Genomic DNA, 16,292 nt, shown 5'->3' with positions numbered 1-16,292 from the left:
GCGTCAGGCGGCTTGCGTTCCGTGGCGCGCGACAATGTCCCGGGCGACGGCTTCAGCGACTTCAATGCCGTCGATGGCCGCGGAATAGATGCCGCCCGCATAGCCGGCGCCTTCTCCAGCGGGGTATAGCCCCACCGTGTTGATGCTTTGGCAGTCGTCGTCCCGGCGCTTGATGCGCAGGGGAGAGGAAGTGCGGGTTTCGACGCCGGTCAATACCGCGTCGCCCATCGCATAACCCTTGATCTTGCGGTCGAACGCCGGCAGGGCTTCCCGTATGGCCTCGATGGCATAGTCAGGCAGCGCGGTCGACAGATCCGTGGGCGTTACGCCAGGCGTATAAGAGGGCTGCACCGCGCCCAGCGTGGTGGAGGGCCGCCGCGCCAGGAAGTCTTCCACGCGCTGGCCGGGCGCCAGATAGCCGCCGCCGCCCAATTCAAAGGCGCGCGATTCCCAATATCGCTGGAAATCGATGCCCGCCAGCGGACCGCCGGGGTAATCGTCCGGCGTGATGCCCACCACAATTCCCGCGTTGGCATTGCGCTCGGCGCGCGAGTATTGGCTCATGCCATTGGTGACCACGCGGTTCGGTTCGGACGTGGCCGCGACCACGGTACCCCCGGGGCACATGCAGAAGCTGTACACCGACCTGCCGTTGCCGCAGTGATGAACGAGCTTGTAGTCGGCGGCGCCCAGCACGGGATGGCGGACATGCTTGCCGAAGCGGGCGCGGTCGATCAGGCTTTGCGGATGTTCGATGCGAAAGCCGATCGAAAACGGTTTGGCTTCCAGGTAGACGCCGCGGTCGTGCAGCATCTGGAAGGTATCGCGCGCGCTGTGGCCGACCGCCAGCACCAGATGGGTGCAGGGCAGATATTCGCCGCCCGCCAGCTTCAGGCCGCGTACGCGGCCGCCATCCAGGTCCAGGTCCTCCACCCGGCTTTGAAAGCGGACTTCTCCGCCCAACGCCTCTATGGAAGCGCGCATTTTCTCCACCATGCTGACCAGGCGGAAGGTGCCGATGTGGGGTTTGCTGACGTACAGAATTTCTTCCGGAGCGCCGGCCAGGACGAACTCTTCCAGCACCTTGCGGCCCAGGTGGCGGGGATCCTTGATCTGGCTATAGAGCTTGCCGTCCGAGAACGTTCCCGCGCCGCCCTCGCCGAACTGGACGTTGGATTCGGGATTCAGCACGCGCTTGCGCCAAAGGCCGAATGTGTCCTTCGTTCTTTCCCGTACAGTTTTGCCGCGCTCCAAAATTATGGGCCGAAAACCCATCTGGGCGAGAATCAGTCCTGCAAACAGACCACAGGGCCCCATGCCAACCACCACAGGGCGTGGAGCATGTGGCGCCATACTGGCGTTCGCGACGAATCTGTACTGCATATCAGGCGTGTCGCCGACATGCGGATCGCCCGCACAGTTCGCGCGCACGGCCGCTTCGTCGCGCAGCTGTACATCGACGGTATAGACCAGTTGAATGTGATCCCGCTTACGCGCGTCGTAGCCGCGGCGATGAACATGCAGGGACAGCAGTTCGGTGGGCGGGATCCCGAGGCGCTCGGCGACGGCTTGCGAAAGCGCTGGCTCGGGATGGTCCAGCGGAAGCTTGACTTCGGAAATACGTAGCATGATCTGGGAATCCGGCGCCGCTTATGGCGCATAGGCGCGGATGCCCGGCGGGCCCGCAGGCTGCAGTGTAGCAAGCAGCCGGGGCCCGGTCCGACCTTATCCCCGTCGCTATCCGCCCCCTTGGGGAGACGGAGGGGAATCCGGCGGATCGCCCGGGGTCGGCGGGTCGCCCGGGATGGGCGGTTCGCCGGGGGCGGGTTCCCTGTGCGGTGCGTCGTCCGCCAGCTCGATGAGCTCTTCGGCGATATTCGCCGAGCTGGGCGTACGGGGATTCAGAGTGTTGGGTGCGATGGACATGACGATCCCCCAGTGTGGAAGAGGCCATGCAGAGGCAAGCGTCGTACCTGTTCCGTAGGCCGGCGTCCAGCGGAAGCAGTCCGGAATTGCTGGGCACGACGCTTGCTGAATGCGGCGCGACTGGACGGCGGGTAAAACCGTCCAGGACCCGGCAACTTCCATCCATTCGACTCTAAAAGGAAAGACCGATGAAAAGCAAAGCCATTCTCGCCGTTCTGCTCGCCATTGCCGCCCTGTCGGCCGGCTGCAATACCGTTTCCGGCGCCGGTAAGGATATCGAGCGCGGCGGCGAAAAGATCCAGGGCGCGGCCGATCGAAATAAGTGACGTTTCGGGGCGCTGGCGGTCCCGCCTAGGGCGGAGCCGCCGGCTTGGCTTGAGGTTGGTTGAAATCCGCTGGAGGCGATAACAATGTTTAGAACCCTGCCCTCGCTCACGCCGGACCAATTCCGCTGGCTGAAGGAATTGCGGTCTCGCGCGTCGCTTGTGGGATTCGAGGTACCCCAACCCGTGCGGGGACAATTGGAGGCCTTGAACTACATCGAAGACCGTGACGGCAAGTCGACGGTCACGCGGCCGGGCGCGGCCGCGCTGGGCTCGTACCGGGAGCCGCTGCGCCCCTGATGCATAATCCACGGTTGATCTAGCAACGTGGAGCAGGGTGATGCCCGGATGCCGTCCGTTATTGTTTGCCGCGCTGGTATTGCTGGGCGGCTGCGCCTCGGGTATCGAACCCGGCGGCAACTTTCCCAGTGTGACTTTCGACGTCGCGACGCCGTATGACGCGGCCTACCGCCGTGGCGGCGAGTTCGCGCGTACGTGCCATACCGCGCCGGAACACCCCTACGGCGTGGAATATCGCGACGTCGGCACACTGGACGAGAAGTTCGCCGTCGGCCGTATCGTGGTGTTCAAGGTGCCCGAGCCTGCCGTGCATCTGGAGGTGATGGAGTTCAAGCCCAAAGGCAAGACGGACTCCACCGTGACGGTCACCGTCGTAGGGCGGGATGGCTGGGACGCGCGGGAGCTCGAAGCGGCCCAGCGGTCCATTCAGACCGCCACCCCGGTGTGCCGGGCAGCCGGCTGAATAGACCTGCTTCCATTCGCCAGAATGGCCGGGGGATGAGATCCATACCCCTCCTATCCGGTAGGCCGGATGCCGCTTATCGCTGCGTGTCCTTGGGCTTGGTGTCCGACAGGTCCGCAGGATCATTGGCGTAAACGTCGTCTTCCGGACGGGGAATGCCGGGGTCGCCCGGGTCGGACAAGGCTCGGCCGTCGCGCGGCATGCCGGCTACCGTGGGCGATTTGTCGGGCTCCGGCAGGATGCGAGTGCCGCGGCGCGTGTCTTCATCGGCGTCGCGCATGGAAGTGTGGGGATCCGGACGGTTTTCAGTGATTTCGGGCATGGATGCTCCTGCGTAGATGGGCGCCTCGCCGGTGTCTCGGCGGGGCGCCTGGCGGCGGCCGATCTTCTTGCCAGGCAAGCATGGCCGCCGCGGGTTCAGAAAATATTCGAGTCGCGTACGTGCTTTTTGTACGGGGCCGGCTTGGTGTTGTCCGCCCAGCTGCCGTCGCCACGGGTTTCCTCTTCCGGCTGACCGGCATTGCGGGCTTCGTCGGGCGTCCCCGCCGTCGGCGCTTGTGGCAGGTTGGGGACGTCGACTGGGGAGTCCGGTGGGAATACTCTGCCTTGTTCGCCGGCTTCCGCCCGCCGGGATGTCTTGCCCGCGGCGTTATCGCGTGGTGTTGGCTTGCTCATGATGGGCTCCTGTGATGCGGGTCATCGGCTGCAAGGCGCGTTCCCGTCGCGGGCAATCCCCGCTATGCTTGCGTCTGCCGCCGTTCTAGCCATGGAACCATGGATTACACAGATCACCCTCGCTCTTCCAACGCCTATCAAGCGCTGACTTCCCACGCGCTGTCGGGTTTCCGTTTCCTGGGATGGATCAATGGCATCGCCGCGCTGATGCTGCTGGCGTTTTCACTCGGGGTGGTGGGGGGCGACGTAGATCCGCCGGATCTGCGGCAGCCGATCGCCGCCTACGCGCTGGGCCTGGCTGCCTGCGCCGTCGGCGTCCTGTTTTCCTATCTGGCGCATTTCAGCGTCTTCCGGCAAATTGCCGCGGGAAGGGCCGGCAAGGGCCATTGGCTGCCCTTGATATTGGCCGCGCTGGCGTACTTCGCCAGCGTCGCGGCATTTGTGATGGGGTGTTGGGGCGCCGCCGGCGCGGCGGCCAATGCGCCGCAAAACGATGTGTCCTATCGCACGGATGCGGCGCTGGCCGTCCCATCACTGCGACTAGGGGGCGAGTTTCACCCCGCCAGGTAGGCCGATATCAATTTGTCCGCCGCGTCCGCGACGCTACGCGCCGGGCCGCCGTCGGATTGCTTGAAGATCTGGGCCGAGACAAAGCAGCCTTCAAGCAGCAGTAGCAGGGCATCGCCCAATGCGTCGGCATCGGTGGCCCCCGCGGCGGCGGCCAGTTCGCGCAGACGGGCGCGCAGGGCGTGTTTGTTCGCTTCCGCGACGGCCCGGCCTGGATGGACGTCGTGGTCTCCAGGGTATTCGACAACGGCGTTGGTCAGGGCGCAGCCCCGGTAGCCGGGGCTGGCGACACGCTGGACGACGTGCCGGAAGTACGCCAGCAGTTGCGCCCGCGGATCGCCCGCGTAAGGTCGTATGGCTTCATCGAAGCGTTGGAAAAAAGCAGCGTCGTAGTCCTTGAGGTACGAGGCGGCCAATTCGTCCTTGGAGCCGAAACTGCGGTAAAGCGTCGGCTTGGTCGCGCCCGCCCGGGTGACGATTTCATCGACCCCGACGGCGCGTATGCCGTCCCGGTAGAAAAGCTCGTGCGCGGTGCGGCGTATACGCTCGGCCGCGCGGGGCTGCTTGGGCGAAGCGGTATGGCTGCCGGCCGGGGTGGTAGGGGGTAAGGCTTGGGTCATAGGTATCGCTTGACAATGTTACCGATCGGTACGTAAGATTCGCGACTCAGAAACGTACCGGTAAGTAACATGACTATAGCCCGTTCCAGGCCATTTGGACAGAAGTATGCCTTCGTCGTCGTTGCGATGGCGTTTATCGCGCTATTGGTGGGCGCCGGCCAGCGCGCCGCGCCGGGCGTACTGATCGTGCCGCTGGAACAGGCATTCGGCTGGGGCCGGGATGTGACGTCCTTATCGGCCGCCATCGGCATTTTCCTGTACGGGCTGGTCGGTCCTTTCGCCGCCGCGCTGATGCAAAGTTTCGGCGTGCGCCGTACGTTGATCTGCGCCCTGTCGCTGATGGCGGTGGCCAGCGGCGCCAGCCTGTGGATGACCCAGCCGTGGCACTTGATCCTGTCCTGGGGCGTGCTCTCGGGGTTGGCGACGGGCTGTGTGGCGGTGGTATTCGGCGCGACGGTGATCAATCGCTGGTTCGTCAAGCATCGGGGCTTGATGATGGGCATCCTGACGGCGAGTACGGCGACGGGCACGTTGATTTTCCTGCCTGGCATGGCGGCCTTGACCGAAGCCGGCGGTTGGCGCCCCGTGGTTATCGCGGTGTCGCTCGTCTGCCTGGCGCTGGTACCGCTGGCCTGGTGGCTGATGCCCGAACGCCCTTCCGATATCGGGTTGGTGCCCTATGGCGCGGAACCCGATCACGTGCCCCCGGCGCCGGTTCATGCCAATCCCTTAAAGGCCGCGTTCGGCGCCCTGAAGCGCGCCATCGGCACGCGCAATTTCTGGTTCTTGTTCGCGACCTTTTTCGTTTGCGGCTTTACCACCAACGGCCTGATCGGTACGCACTTCATTGCGCTGTGCAGCGATCAGGGCATTGCCGAAGTGCGCGCCGCCGGCCTGCTGGCCATGATGGGCTTGTTCGACCTGGTGGGGACGACCGCGTCCGGCTGGCTGACTGATCGCTACGATCCCCGCAAGTTGCTGTTCATGTACTACGGGCTGCGCGGGGCGTCGCTGATCTTTCTTCCGTTCTCCGATTTCTCGATCTACAGCCTGGGGATTTTTGCGGTGTTCTATGGGCTGGACTGGATCGCGACGGTGCCGCCCACGCTGAAGCTGGCGGTGGAAAGCTTTGGCGAGCGGGATGCTCCCATCGTTTTCGGCTGGATCGTGGCGGGGCACCAGGTGGGAGCGGCCAGCGCCGCCTTCATGGCGGGCGCCGTGCGGCAGGCCCAGGGCAGCTATTTCATGGCGTTCATTATTTCCGGGGCGACCGGCATCATCGCCGCCGTCATCGCGTTGCAGATCCGGAAGGCCAAGACACGTGTGGGGGCGGTGGTCGCCTGATATACGCAAAATCCATTGGACGTTCGTGGGTGGCCTGGTTAATATACGCAGAGCGTATACATCGAGGCTGCCATGTCCATTTCCCAGCAAGCTTTCCTGCGCGATGCGATGCGTCGCCTGAACCTGACGCGCGACGTTTTCGCCGCCCGCATCGGCGTCAAGCGCCGTGCCCTGGATACCTGGCTGTTACCGGAAGGCTCGCAGGAATTTCGCGCGATGCCCGAGGTGGTGGAACGTTTCGTCACCGAGATCGTGCAGAACGGCGATCTGCGGGAAAAGTATGCGCAGAACGGGCAGGATGGCCCGCTGCGCGACCGCATCGCCGTGGAAGGGAAGCACCAGCTATTGTCGGTGGACCAGTTTTCGCGGGAATCGGTGGAAGACCTGTTCCGCGTGGCGGACATGATGCAGCCGATAGCGCGGCGGCAGAAGGTCTCGCGCGTGCTGGAAGGCGCCGTCCTGGGCAACCTGTTCTTCGAAGCGAGCACCCGCACGCGAGTCAGTTTCGGCGCCGCCTTCTGCCGCCTGGGCGGGTCGGTGTGCGACACCACCGGCTTCACCTTTTCGTCCATGGCCAAGGGCGAGTCGATCTATGACACCAGCCGCGTGATGAGCGGCTACGTCGACGCCATGGTGATCCGCCATCCCGAAAAGGGCTCGGTCGCGGAGTTCGCGCGCGCCACCAATATTCCCGTGGTGAACGGCGGCGATGGTCCCGGCGAACATCCCAGCCAGGCGCTGCTGGACCTGTACACCATCCTTACCGAGTTCTCCCGCCTGGGTAAGCTGCTGGACGGTGCCCACATCGCGATGGTCGGCGACCTGAAATACGGCCGTACCGTGCATTCGCTGATCAAGCTGCTGGCGCTATATCGCGGCGTGAAGTTCACGTTGATTTCGCCCCCTGGACTGGAAATGCCCGGGTACATCATCGAGCAGGCCGCCAAGCACGACAATGTGATCGAGCAGAAGCAGTCGCTGGACGGCTTGCAGGGCGCGGACGTCATTTATGCGACGCGCGTGCAGAAGGAACGTTTCGCCGACGAAGCGCAGGAGGGCTATACCCCGGACTTCCAGATCAATCGCGCGATCATCGATACCTATTGCGGTCCGGAGACCATCGTCATGCATCCGCTGCCGCGCGACAGCCGGCCGGGCGCCAACGACCTGAGCGTGGACCTGAACCATGATCCGCGCCTGGCGATATTCCGCCAGACGGATAACGGTATTCCCATCCGCATGGCGATCTTCGCGGTGCTGCTGGGCGTGGAAGGCCTGGTGCAGCATTCGATGCGCGATGTGACGTGGCGGCATCCCTCGCACGTGGGGCCGGACGACTCGGCCTTCCACGGCCTGGATTGATCGCGCGGGCAGCCGCGGACGCGGCTGCCTACCGGGTTGGCGACCGGGTCGTCCGTTGCGCTGTCGATTGCACTTGCAATCGCGACGCTAAACGCCCCATCAACCGCGTTTCTCGCCGCCCAGGGCTTCGACCAGTTCGGCCATCAGCTTTGCCAGCTCGCCCGTCATCAGCGCCATGTCGCTGTCGAACTTTTCATCGTCGTTCTGCGCCATGCTGTCGGTGTTTTCCTTCAGCACGTCCAGTGGCGCCACGCGTTTGACGTCCAGCGACTCGGTCAGTACGAAGGAAACGCGATCGGCCCAGGTCATCGCCAGCCGCGTGCACTGCTTGCCGGATTGGATGTGGCGACGCACGTCGTCGGCGTCTATGGTGTGCTTGACGTAGCGGATGGCCGCCCGGCTTTCGCCGGAAGCCCGCAGTTCCGTGTCCTGGTCGATGCTGAAATTGGCGGGCGCTTCGTCTTCCGCCAGCCAGCCCGTCATCGCGGCGGCGGGCGATTGCGCGACATACAGGCTTTCCAGCGGGAAGGGGTCGATGGACTTCGCCAGCAGGCCCAGGACCTCGTCGGCCTTGGCCGACGCCGCGGCATCCACGACCAGCCAGCGGTTGACGGGGTCGATCCAGACGCGTGTATCGCGGTAGATGCTGAAGGCCTTGGGGAGCAGTTCATCCGTGACCCGTTCCTTGATTTCCTTCATCTGTTTGCGGCCCGGCTTGTAGCCTTGCTGCTCCTCGATTTCCTGCGCGCGCGCCTTGGCGACCTGGTTGACCACGGTGGCCGGCAGCAGTTTCTTTTCCGCCCGCAGCGTCAGCAGCATCTGTCCGTTGACGGTATGGACCAGTCCGCGGTTTTCCCGGGAGGGTATCCAGCCCAGGCTCTGCATTTCCAGGGTGTTGCCGCCCTGATAGGCGAATTTGGCCAGCGCCTCTTCCAGCTGTTCGTCCTTCATCGCCCAGGACGGGGAAAGGCGGTAAATCTTCAGATTCTTGAACCACATAAGCGTCGGGCAAAAGCGTGGATTCTATACGACCCTTCCGATCCGCCGCTTGGCGTCCCTGTCCCAAGCGTCCACGGCGCCGGCGAGGGCCGACACGTTCTGTCACGGACAGCCGTTCTGCTCTGGGGTATCGTCCGCCGCAGCGCCGACCTGCGGCCGCGAAACAACAACAGAACCGGGAGGCTTTTATGAAACCTGTCACCTTCATTGGCGCGATCTTGATCGTTCTTGGGGTCGTTGCGCTGGTCTATCAGGGCTTCAGCTACAAGTCCGAGGACACCATTGTGCAGATCGGATCGGTCAAGGCCACCGCGGAAACCACGAAGTCGGTACCTATCCCGCAATGGGCCGGCATTGCCGCGATCGTGGTCGGTGTGGTGGCGATCGGCGTCGGCATGCGCCGCTGATAGCGGACCGCCCGTATCGCGACGCGGCCGGGCGCCCGCGGCGGCCGGCCGCCGGGGTAAGTGGATGCCAGGGCGGTGGTGGCCGGGCATGTGGATTGCCTTCGCGGCGCGTTGGTATTGCAAGGAGTCGCCCCATGGCACAGACCGGATCTGCAAGCACGTCCAAGGGTGTACGCCCTGCGAAGCGTGCCGCCCGCGCGCCCGATCACGCGGCCGCGGAAACTTCGACGGCGGTCAACGCCGCTGACTCGCGCGTGCTCGGGGTCGCGATCACGCATCCCGACCGCCAGTTGTTCACCGACCCCGCCATCACCAAGCTGGATCTGGCGCGGTACTACGAATCGGTGGCGGCTTTCATCATGCCGCATCTGGCCAACCGCCGCGTGGCCTTGCTGCGCTGTCCGGAAGGGATAGCCGGCGAGTGTTTTTTCCAGAAGCATATGCACGACCACTTGCCCGCGGGCGTGGAGGTCGACGGCGATATGCTGGTGATCCGCGATATCGCCGGCGTCATCGGCCTGGTGCAGCGTGGCGTGATCGAATTCCATACCTGGGGCGCGAAGCTCCCGGGTTCCGACAAGCCGGACCGACTGACCTTCGATCTGGACCCCGATCCGAGCACAGCGTGGCGGTCCGTGGCGCAGGCGACCCGTACGGTGCGCGATAGGCTGGTCGCATTGGGATTAACGCCCTTCCTGAAAACCACGGGTGGCAAGGGCTTGCATGTGGTGGTGCCCATACGCGCAACGCTGGGCTGGGACGAGGTTCGCGGCTTCTGCAAAGCCATCGCGCAGCAGTTGGAGCATGAGCAGCCGGATGTCTTTGTCGCGAATATGGCGAAGGCCAAACGGCAGGGACATATCTTTATCGACTACCTGCGCAATAGCGATGGCGCTACCGCCGTCGCGGCGTTCTCGGTGCGTGCGCGCGGCGGCGCGCCGGTTGCCATGCCGATCTCCTGGGACGTTCTGGATAGCGATGAGGATCCACGCGGCCCGGCGTTCAATGTACGTAATGTCGTCGAACGGATACATGCGTGGCGGGACGATCCCTGGGCGGGGTACGCCGGCGCGCGTAAGGCGCTGACGGCCGCCATGCGCCGCGCGGCGGCCGCGCATGACGACGGCGAGAAAGCCCAGGCATAGCGGCGCGCCACGAACCGCGAAAAAAAAACGGCCCGACTGTGGAAGTCGGGCCGGTACGGGAGCACACGATGTCGCGCTGTTTAAGGCTCGCGGGGAGCGCGGCATCGGTGTCAGAGTGCGGCCCTGCAATCGCCGGACAGGGGGATCGATCGTCCGGAGATCATGCGCAAGGCCGTGATCTGAGTCTTGAGTCTATTCGCCACGCTCTGACATCGTCCTGAATCGGATCAGCACGGGCAAGGTCCGTTCATGTTGCTTCAGCGAACCACTGTCTGGCGTCGTCGCCGGCGGGAATGCGCGCGGGGGCCGCCGGATCGGTTGCGGCTCGCCAGACCGCCGCAGCCACATCCGCGGGCTGCGTGACGGGGCCGGTATCTTGTATCACGCTGGCGATGAAGCCCTGGATCATTGGCGCATACTGCGGGTGGTCCAGCCCGCGCATATGAGCGCGAGCGTTTTCTCCAAAGCGGGTTTCCGGAGAACGGCCCGGCAGCACCAGATGGACGCGCACGCCAAACGGCGCCATCTCCACGGCCAGCGATTCTGTCAGCGCATTCACCGCCGCCTTGCTGGCCCGGTATATCCCCACCACCGGGAGCGCCTTGAGGGTGACGGTCGAGGAAACGTTGATCACTACTCCGGCCCGCCGTTGACGGAATCGCGGCAGCACCGCCTGGATCACGCTCAACGTACCCAGGGTATTGGTTTCGAACAGCGAACGGGCTGTCTCCAGCGAGGTCAATTCGATAGGCGACGGCGCACCGAAACCGGCATTGTTGACGAGTACATCGATCTCGCCAGCCTGCGCGATGGCGCGGGCCACGCTGTCCGGGTCCGTGACGTCCAACGGCAACACGCGCAGGCGGTCCGATTCTGCAAGGACGTCCGGACGGGGAGTGCGCATGGTGGCGACGACATTCCAGCCGCGGTCGAGGAACAGGCGGGCGGTGTCAAGCCCGAATCCCGACGAACAACCTGTGATGAAAACAGTGGGCATGTGTTGCTCCTGGTGTGCTTGGATGGGGCATGATAGGCGCGTGTCACAGGACCAAATACAATCCGCAGTCGTCTTTTTGTTTGCAAGAGTCCTGATTGAGCGATCCGCTTGCTGAAATAGTCGCGTTGTTGCAGCCCTCGGCGCGCGGCTCCAAATTGGTGGAAGGCGCTGGCGCCTGGCGCGTGGTACCGCCTCGCACGCGCGAGCCGTTTTATTGCGCCGTGCTTGAGGGGCAGTGCTGCCTGGCGGTGGACGACCATGCTCCGATGGTGCTGAAGGCAGGGGATTTCGTGCTGGTGCCCGCGATGCGCAAATTGGTCAATACCAATGTGAGCGGCCGGAAAAGCGCGGCTGAAACGTCCCCGGTGCGGATCGGCGATGGGCATTTCCGAGTCGGACGGCAAGACGGACCCGCCGATGTGCGGATGCGCATTGGTCATTGCGGCTTCAGTCCCGCCGATGCCGCATTGCTGGTGCCGCTTTTGCCTCAGGTGATGCTGGTGCGGGGCGAGCCACGGCTGGCGGCGCTTGTGCAATGGGTCGGCGACGAAACGCGCGCGCAGCGTCCGGCTCGTGAGCCCGTGCTGGATCGTTTGCTGGAGCTGCTGCTGATAGAAGCGTTGCGCGGCGGCGCGAGCTTGACGACAGCGCCCGGCCTGGCGAGAGGCCTGGCCGACCAGCGCGTGGGCGTTGCCTTGCGTGCGCTGCATGCCGACCCGGGACTGCCGTGGACCGTGGAAAAGCTGGCCGCACAGGCTGCCCTGTCGCGCTCGGCTTTCTTTGCCCGCTTCGAGCGTGTCGTCGGGATGAAACCGATGGCGTATTTGCTTGCCTGGAGAATGGCCTTGGCCAAGCGCTGGCTGCGTGAGCAGGCGCTGAGTCTCGATCGCATTGCGGAGCGGGTGGGCTACAGCTCGGCCAGTACTTTCAGTGTTGCCTTCGCGCGCCATGTGGGGCAGTCGCCGATACGCTATGGCCGGGGCACGGATGAAATCCCCGCCGGCACCGTGTGAAGTAGAAAATCACCCACGCCGCGCCGCTAAAGCGCTTGCCGGCCTCCAGGAGGGTATTGTTGCCGTCGGCCGCCCGGCGAAAAAAAAGCCCCCGACAGGGAGCTTTGTAAAAGGCCGGTCGGGTGCAGCGTCCCGGCCGGCAGGGGCCGGGTGGACTAGTAGTCCTTGTTGAGGTCGACGTCCTTGGTCTCGCGCACGAAGAGGACACCGATGATCAGCGTCATCACCGCGATGATGATCGGATACCACAGGCCATCGTAGATGTTGCCCGTGGCCGCCACGATCGCGAATGCGAGTGGCGGCAGGAATCCGCCGAACCAGCCGTTGCCGATGTGATACGGAAGGCTCATCGAGGTGTAGCGGATACGGGTCGGGAACATCTCCACCAGCATCGCCGCGATGGGGCCGTAGACCATGGTGACGTAGATCACCAGTATGGTCAGCAGCACTACCACCATGACGTTGTTCGATTGCGCGGGATCCGCCTTGGCGGGGTAGCCATGGCCGCGGATCGCGGCGGTCAGCGACTTGTCCAGTTCGGCCGAGCGGGTCTTGAAGTCCGCCGGCGCGAGCGACTTGCCGTCGAAGGACTGGAACTCGTCCGTGCCGATGCGCACCTTGGCCACCGAACCCGCCGGGGCGGCCTCGTTCTTGTAGTTCACGGAGTTGCGGGCCAGGAACGATTTGACGATATCGCAACTGCTGGTGAACGACGAGGTGCCGACCGGATTGAACTGGAAGGAGCAGGTCGCCGGGTCCGCGATAACGGTTACGGGCGCGGAGGCCTGGGCTTTTTCCAGCGCGGGGTTGGCGAAGTGCGTCAGGCCCTGGAAGATCGGAAAGTATGTCACCGCGGCGATCAGGCAGCCGGCCATGATAATGGGTTTGCGGCCGATACGATCGGACAGGGCGCCGAAGATGACGAAGAAGGGCGTGCCTATCAGCAGCGCCACGGCGATCATGATGTTGGCCGTGTTGGCGTCTACCTTCAGCGTTTGCGTCAGGAAGAACAGCGCATAGAACTGGCCGGTGTACCAGACCACCGCCTGGCCCGCCGTCAGCCCCAGCAGCGCCAGGATCACGATCTTCAGGTTCTTCCATTCTCCGAACGATTCGCTGATGGGCGCCTTGGAGCCCTTGCCTTCTTCCTTCATGCGCTGGAAGGTGGGCGATTCGCTGAGCTGCAGCCGGATCCATACGGAGATGGCCAGCAGCACGAAGGACAGCAGGAAGGGCGCGCGCCACCAGCCCCAGGACTCGCGGAAGGCCTCTTCGCCCGCGTAGGACCGCACGCCCAGGATGACCAGCAGCGACAGGAACAGGCCCAGAGTTGCCGTGGTCTGGATCCAGCTGGTGTAGAAGCCGCGGCGCCCCATGGGCGCATGTTCGGCCACATAGGTCGCGGCGCCGCCGTACTCGCCGCCCAGTGCCAGGCCTTGCAGCAGCCGCAGCACGATCAGCAGCGCCGGCGCGGCGATGCCGATCGAGCTATAGGTGGGCAGGACGCCGACCAGGAAGGTGGACAGGCCCATGATCACGATGGTGACCAGGAATGTGTACTTGCGCCCCACCAGGTCGCCCAGGCGGCCGAACACCAAGGCGCCAAAGGGCCGCACCGCGAAACCGGCGGCGAAGGCGAGCAGGGCGAAAATGAAGCCGGCGGTTGGATTGACACCGGAGAAAAAGTGCAGGGCTATGATGGGCGCCAGCGAGCCGTAGAGATAAAAGTCGTACCACTCGAAAACGGTGCCCAGCGAAGACGCGAAGATGACTTTGCGTTCATTGCGGGTCATGGGAGTCGGGGCCGCAACGGCTCCCGGGCGCGGCATGGATGCTGTGCTCATGATGTCTCCTCAAGGATGGCCGGCGCTGTCCGCCGTGCTCGGTATGTGCAGACTCGCCCGCGAAGCGGGGAGGCTGACCGCCACGGTAGGCAAGAAGTCTGACGAGGGTCTGACGTTTGCCTGACGCGGTCCGCTATTTATGTGTCTGTTTGTAAATTAAGCGGAAAGCGTATGGCGATTTTCAGTCCGCGCTGCGTGCTGCCCGGTGTCGGGTGATCCATCAGTTGCACCGTGGCGCCATGCTTTTGCGCGATTTCGCGCACAATGGCCAGCCCCAGCCCGCTGCCCTCCGCCGCCGTTCCCAGCACGCGGTAGAAGCGGTCGAATACGCGCTCCCGTTCTTCGGGCGGTATGCCCGGGCCGGAGTCCTCGACTTCCAGCAATGCGGCACCGGGCAGGGCGCATACACGCACGGTGACGCGACCGCCGCCGGGCGTGTAGCGCAGCGCGTTGTCGATCAGATTATTGAGCAGTTCCGCCAGCAGAATGGCATTGCCGGCAATCGTGACGGAGTGACCGGCTTCCTCGAATCCGAGGTCGATGCCGATGTTCAGGGCCTGTGGCGCCCACTGCGTAGTTTGTTCGTATGCCAATACATTCAGGTCCACCGACGCCATGCCGACGGTCGCCGGATTTTCCGCGCGCGCCAGCAGCAGCAGTTGATTGACCAGCCGCGTGGCGCGTTCCGATCCGGCGACCAGTTGCCTCAAGCTGGTCTGCATTTCGTCCGCGCTGGCATCGCGCAAGGCAAGTTCCGCCTGGGTACGCAGGCCCGCCAGCGGCGTCTTCAATTGATGCGCCGCGTCGGCCACGAAGCGGCGCTGTGTCTGTACCGTGGCCGACAGCCGTTCCAGCAGATCGTTGATCGCCGCGACCAGCGGCGCGATCTCGCTGGGCGTGGCCCGTTCGTCGATGGGCGACAGATCGTCCGGCCGGCGCGCCCGCAAACGCTGCTGCAGGGCGTTCAAGGGCGCGACGCCGCGCGTCAGGCCGAACCACACCAGCAGTACCGCGATGGGAAGCACGACGAACTGCGGGATGATCACGCCTTTGATGATGTCGTTGGCCAGCTGCGCGCGCCGTTCCGCCGTTTCCGCCACGATGACCAGCGCCGGGGCAGCGTGTGGCGCGCCGGCGTCCACGCGCGTATAGGCCAGGCGAATGGCGAAGCCGCGCAGCGTGCTGTCTTCGTAGCGTATGGTCCCTGGCGCGACCACGTCCGCGCCCTTGGGCAGGGGTAGTTCGCGGTCGCCTCCAAGATACTGGCCGTGTCCGCCCAGCACCAGCCAGAACACGCTGTCGGTTTCGTTCGCGCGCAGCATGCCGCGCAAGGGTTCGGTCATGTCCAGCGCGGGCTTGCCGTCGACCGTCTGGACGTTGCGCGCCAGCACGCGCAAATGGCTGGCGAGCGCGCGGTCGTACGGCACGTCGGCGATATTCTGCGCGACGACATAGGTGATGGCCACGCTCATGGGCCACAGCAGAAACAGCGGCGCCAGCATCCAGTCCAGGATTTCACCCAGCAGGGAGCGCCGGGGCAGGGCGACGGAGGGGCCGCGCGTCCCGTTGCGCAGAATGTCCAGCGCTTCCTGGTTCAGCGGCGCGACGCGGTGTGTTTCAGTGCGCCAGCTCGGCGGTGCCATGGTCCCGTTCCAAGCAGTAGCCCAGGCCTCGTACGGTCATGATGCGGACGCCGGTCGGTTCCAGTTTCTTGCGCAGGCGATGGACGTAGACTTCGATGGCATTGGTGCTGACTTCATCGCCCCATTCGCACAGATGGTCCACCAACTGGTTCTTGCTGACCATGCGGCCGCTGCGCATCAACAGGATTTCGAGCAGGCTGATTTCGCGCGCGGACAGGTCCAGCGGTTGGTCGTCCGCCGACGCCACGCGGCCCGCCTGGTCGAACACCAGACGGCCGTGGCGGATCAGGCTGGCGCCGCCGCCGGCGCCGCGCCGGGTCAGCGCCCGCACGCGGGCTTCCAGTTCGGACAGGGCGAAAGGCTTGGCCATATAGTCGTCCGCGCCCAGGTCCAGGCCCTTGACGCGCTGCTCTATGCTGTCCGCGGCGGTTAAAATCAGCACCGGCAATTGGGTGTTGCGGGCGCGCAGCCGCCGCAGGACTTCCAATCCCGTCAACTGCGGGAGCCCCAGGTCCAGGATCAGCAGATCGAAAGCCTGGGCAGTCAGCGCCAGGTCGGCCGCCATGCCGTCGCGGACGGCGTCGACGGCGTAGCCGCTGTGCCGCAATGAGCGGGACAGACCGTCGGCCAGGATGCTGTCGTCTTCGGCGATGAGTATGCGCAT

The 16,292-nt window shown here is 64.6% G+C and carries 19 protein-coding genes; 9 read left to right on the top strand and 10 right to left on the bottom strand.

Annotated features, from left to right (window positions below; all coding sequences use genetic code 11):
• Nucleotides 1–3: 3 nt before the first annotated feature.
• A complete protein-coding gene (locus ACNA0R_RS21470) occupies nucleotides 4–1,629 on the bottom strand; it encodes an NAD(P)/FAD-dependent oxidoreductase (RefSeq protein WP_415828099.1) in 1,626 nt (541 codons plus the stop codon).
• Nucleotides 1,630–1,737: 108 nt separating this feature from the next.
• Nucleotides 1,738–1,926 (bottom strand): hypothetical protein, encoded by a 189-nt coding sequence (locus ACNA0R_RS21465; RefSeq protein ID WP_415828098.1) that lies wholly within the window; start codon nucleotides 1,924–1,926, stop codon nucleotides 1,738–1,740.
• Between the two features lie 188 nt (nucleotides 1,927–2,114).
• Between ACNA0R_RS21465 and ACNA0R_RS21460 the strand changes: the two genes are divergently transcribed.
• From ACNA0R_RS21460 to ACNA0R_RS21450, 3 genes are all read left to right on the top strand, one after another.
• Nucleotides 2,115–2,252: an entericidin A/B family lipoprotein gene (locus ACNA0R_RS21460; RefSeq protein ID WP_415828097.1), complete on the top strand. Its 138-nt coding sequence runs from the start codon at nucleotides 2,115–2,117 to the stop codon at nucleotides 2,250–2,252.
• An 84-nt stretch (nucleotides 2,253–2,336) separates the two neighbouring features.
• Nucleotides 2,337–2,549: a hypothetical protein gene (locus ACNA0R_RS21455; protein ID WP_415828096.1), complete on the top strand. Its 213-nt coding sequence runs from the start codon at nucleotides 2,337–2,339 to the stop codon at nucleotides 2,547–2,549.
• Between the two features lie 40 nt (nucleotides 2,550–2,589).
• Nucleotides 2,590–3,012: a BPTD_2524 family lipoprotein gene (locus tag ACNA0R_RS21450; protein WP_415828095.1), complete on the top strand. Its 423-nt coding sequence runs from the start codon at nucleotides 2,590–2,592 to the stop codon at nucleotides 3,010–3,012.
• Nucleotides 3,013–3,088: 76 nt separating this feature from the next.
• On the opposite strand, the gene ACNA0R_RS21445 is transcribed toward ACNA0R_RS21450, so the two are convergent.
• Both ACNA0R_RS21445 and ACNA0R_RS21440 read right to left on the bottom strand, forming a co-directional pair.
• Nucleotides 3,089–3,334 carry a hypothetical protein gene (locus ACNA0R_RS21445; RefSeq protein ID WP_415828094.1) on the bottom strand — a complete coding sequence of 82 codons (246 nt, stop codon included), beginning with the start codon at nucleotides 3,332–3,334 and terminating at the stop codon, nucleotides 3,089–3,091.
• A gap of 95 nt (nucleotides 3,335–3,429) precedes the next feature.
• Nucleotides 3,430–3,687 (bottom strand): hypothetical protein, encoded by a 258-nt coding sequence (locus ACNA0R_RS21440; RefSeq protein ID WP_415828093.1) that lies wholly within the window; start codon nucleotides 3,685–3,687, stop codon nucleotides 3,430–3,432.
• 99 nt (nucleotides 3,688–3,786) lie between these two features.
• Between ACNA0R_RS21440 and ACNA0R_RS21435 the strand changes: the two genes are divergently transcribed.
• Nucleotides 3,787–4,257, top strand: a complete 471-nt coding sequence (locus ACNA0R_RS21435) for a YidH family protein (RefSeq protein ID WP_415828092.1) — start codon at nucleotides 3,787–3,789, stop codon at nucleotides 4,255–4,257.
• Here the strand turns inward: ACNA0R_RS21435 and ACNA0R_RS21430 are convergent.
• On the bottom strand, nucleotides 4,242–4,874 hold the full coding sequence (locus ACNA0R_RS21430) for a TetR/AcrR family transcriptional regulator (protein ID WP_415828091.1): 633 nt from the start codon (nucleotides 4,872–4,874) through the stop codon (nucleotides 4,242–4,244). The two genes, ACNA0R_RS21435 and ACNA0R_RS21430, sit on opposite strands and share 16 nt — an antisense overlap.
• A 69-nt stretch (nucleotides 4,875–4,943) precedes the next feature.
• Between ACNA0R_RS21430 and ACNA0R_RS21425 the strand changes: the two genes are divergently transcribed.
• A complete protein-coding gene (locus ACNA0R_RS21425; protein ID WP_415828090.1) occupies nucleotides 4,944–6,218 on the top strand; it encodes an MFS transporter in 1,275 nt (424 codons plus the stop codon).
• A gap of 72 nt (nucleotides 6,219–6,290) precedes the next feature.
• A complete protein-coding gene (locus ACNA0R_RS21420) occupies nucleotides 6,291–7,580 on the top strand; it encodes an aspartate carbamoyltransferase (protein WP_415828089.1) in 1,290 nt (429 codons plus the stop codon).
• 99 nt (nucleotides 7,581–7,679) lie between these two features.
• Here the strand turns inward: ACNA0R_RS21420 and ACNA0R_RS21415 are convergent, their stop codons facing one another.
• Nucleotides 7,680–8,579, bottom strand: a complete 900-nt coding sequence (locus ACNA0R_RS21415; RefSeq protein ID WP_415828088.1) for a recombination-associated protein RdgC — start codon at nucleotides 8,577–8,579, stop codon at nucleotides 7,680–7,682.
• Between the two features lie 188 nt (nucleotides 8,580–8,767).
• On the opposite strand from ACNA0R_RS21415, the gene ACNA0R_RS21410 reads away from it, so the two are divergent.
• Complete coding sequence (locus tag ACNA0R_RS21410; protein ID WP_415828087.1) at nucleotides 8,768–8,986, top strand: hypothetical protein; 219 nt, start codon at nucleotides 8,768–8,770, stop codon at nucleotides 8,984–8,986.
• 134 nt (nucleotides 8,987–9,120) lie between these two features.
• Nucleotides 9,121–10,131, top strand: coding sequence for a non-homologous end-joining DNA ligase (gene ligD, locus ACNA0R_RS21405; protein ID WP_415828086.1), 1,011 nt, complete (start codon nucleotides 9,121–9,123; stop codon nucleotides 10,129–10,131).
• 247 nt (nucleotides 10,132–10,378) lie between these two features.
• On the opposite strand, the gene ACNA0R_RS21400 is transcribed toward ligD, so the two are convergent.
• Nucleotides 10,379–11,128 (bottom strand): SDR family oxidoreductase, encoded by a 750-nt coding sequence (locus ACNA0R_RS21400; protein ID WP_415828085.1) that lies wholly within the window; start codon nucleotides 11,126–11,128, stop codon nucleotides 10,379–10,381.
• 95 nt (nucleotides 11,129–11,223) lie between these two features.
• Here ACNA0R_RS21400 and ACNA0R_RS21395 point away from each other — a divergent pair, with 95 nt between their 5' ends.
• A complete protein-coding gene (locus tag ACNA0R_RS21395; RefSeq protein WP_415828084.1) occupies nucleotides 11,224–12,141 on the top strand; it encodes an AraC family transcriptional regulator in 918 nt (305 codons plus the stop codon).
• A 155-nt stretch (nucleotides 12,142–12,296) separates the two neighbouring features.
• On the opposite strand, the gene ACNA0R_RS21390 is transcribed toward ACNA0R_RS21395, so the two are convergent.
• The 3 genes from ACNA0R_RS21390 to ACNA0R_RS21380 all read right to left on the bottom strand — a co-directional run bounded on the left by ACNA0R_RS21390 (nucleotide 12,297) and on the right by ACNA0R_RS21380 (nucleotide 16,292).
• Nucleotides 12,297–13,985, bottom strand: coding sequence for an MFS transporter (locus ACNA0R_RS21390; protein ID WP_415828083.1), 1,689 nt, complete (start codon nucleotides 13,983–13,985; stop codon nucleotides 12,297–12,299).
• 137 nt (nucleotides 13,986–14,122) lie between these two features.
• Nucleotides 14,123–15,487, bottom strand: a complete 1,365-nt coding sequence (locus tag ACNA0R_RS21385; protein ID WP_415828163.1) for a sensor histidine kinase — start codon at nucleotides 15,485–15,487, stop codon at nucleotides 14,123–14,125.
• Between the two features lie 115 nt (nucleotides 15,488–15,602).
• Nucleotides 15,603–16,292, bottom strand: coding sequence for a response regulator (locus ACNA0R_RS21380; RefSeq protein WP_415828082.1), 690 nt, complete (start codon nucleotides 16,290–16,292; stop codon nucleotides 15,603–15,605).

The organism is Bordetella sputigena (genome assembly GCF_965137885.1).
GTDB classification, from domain to species: domain Bacteria; phylum Pseudomonadota; class Gammaproteobacteria; order Burkholderiales; family Burkholderiaceae_B; genus Bordetella_C; species Bordetella_C sputigena.
Note: the sequence above shows the minus strand (reverse complement) of the source record. Positions and strands in the feature narration are given on the sequence as shown.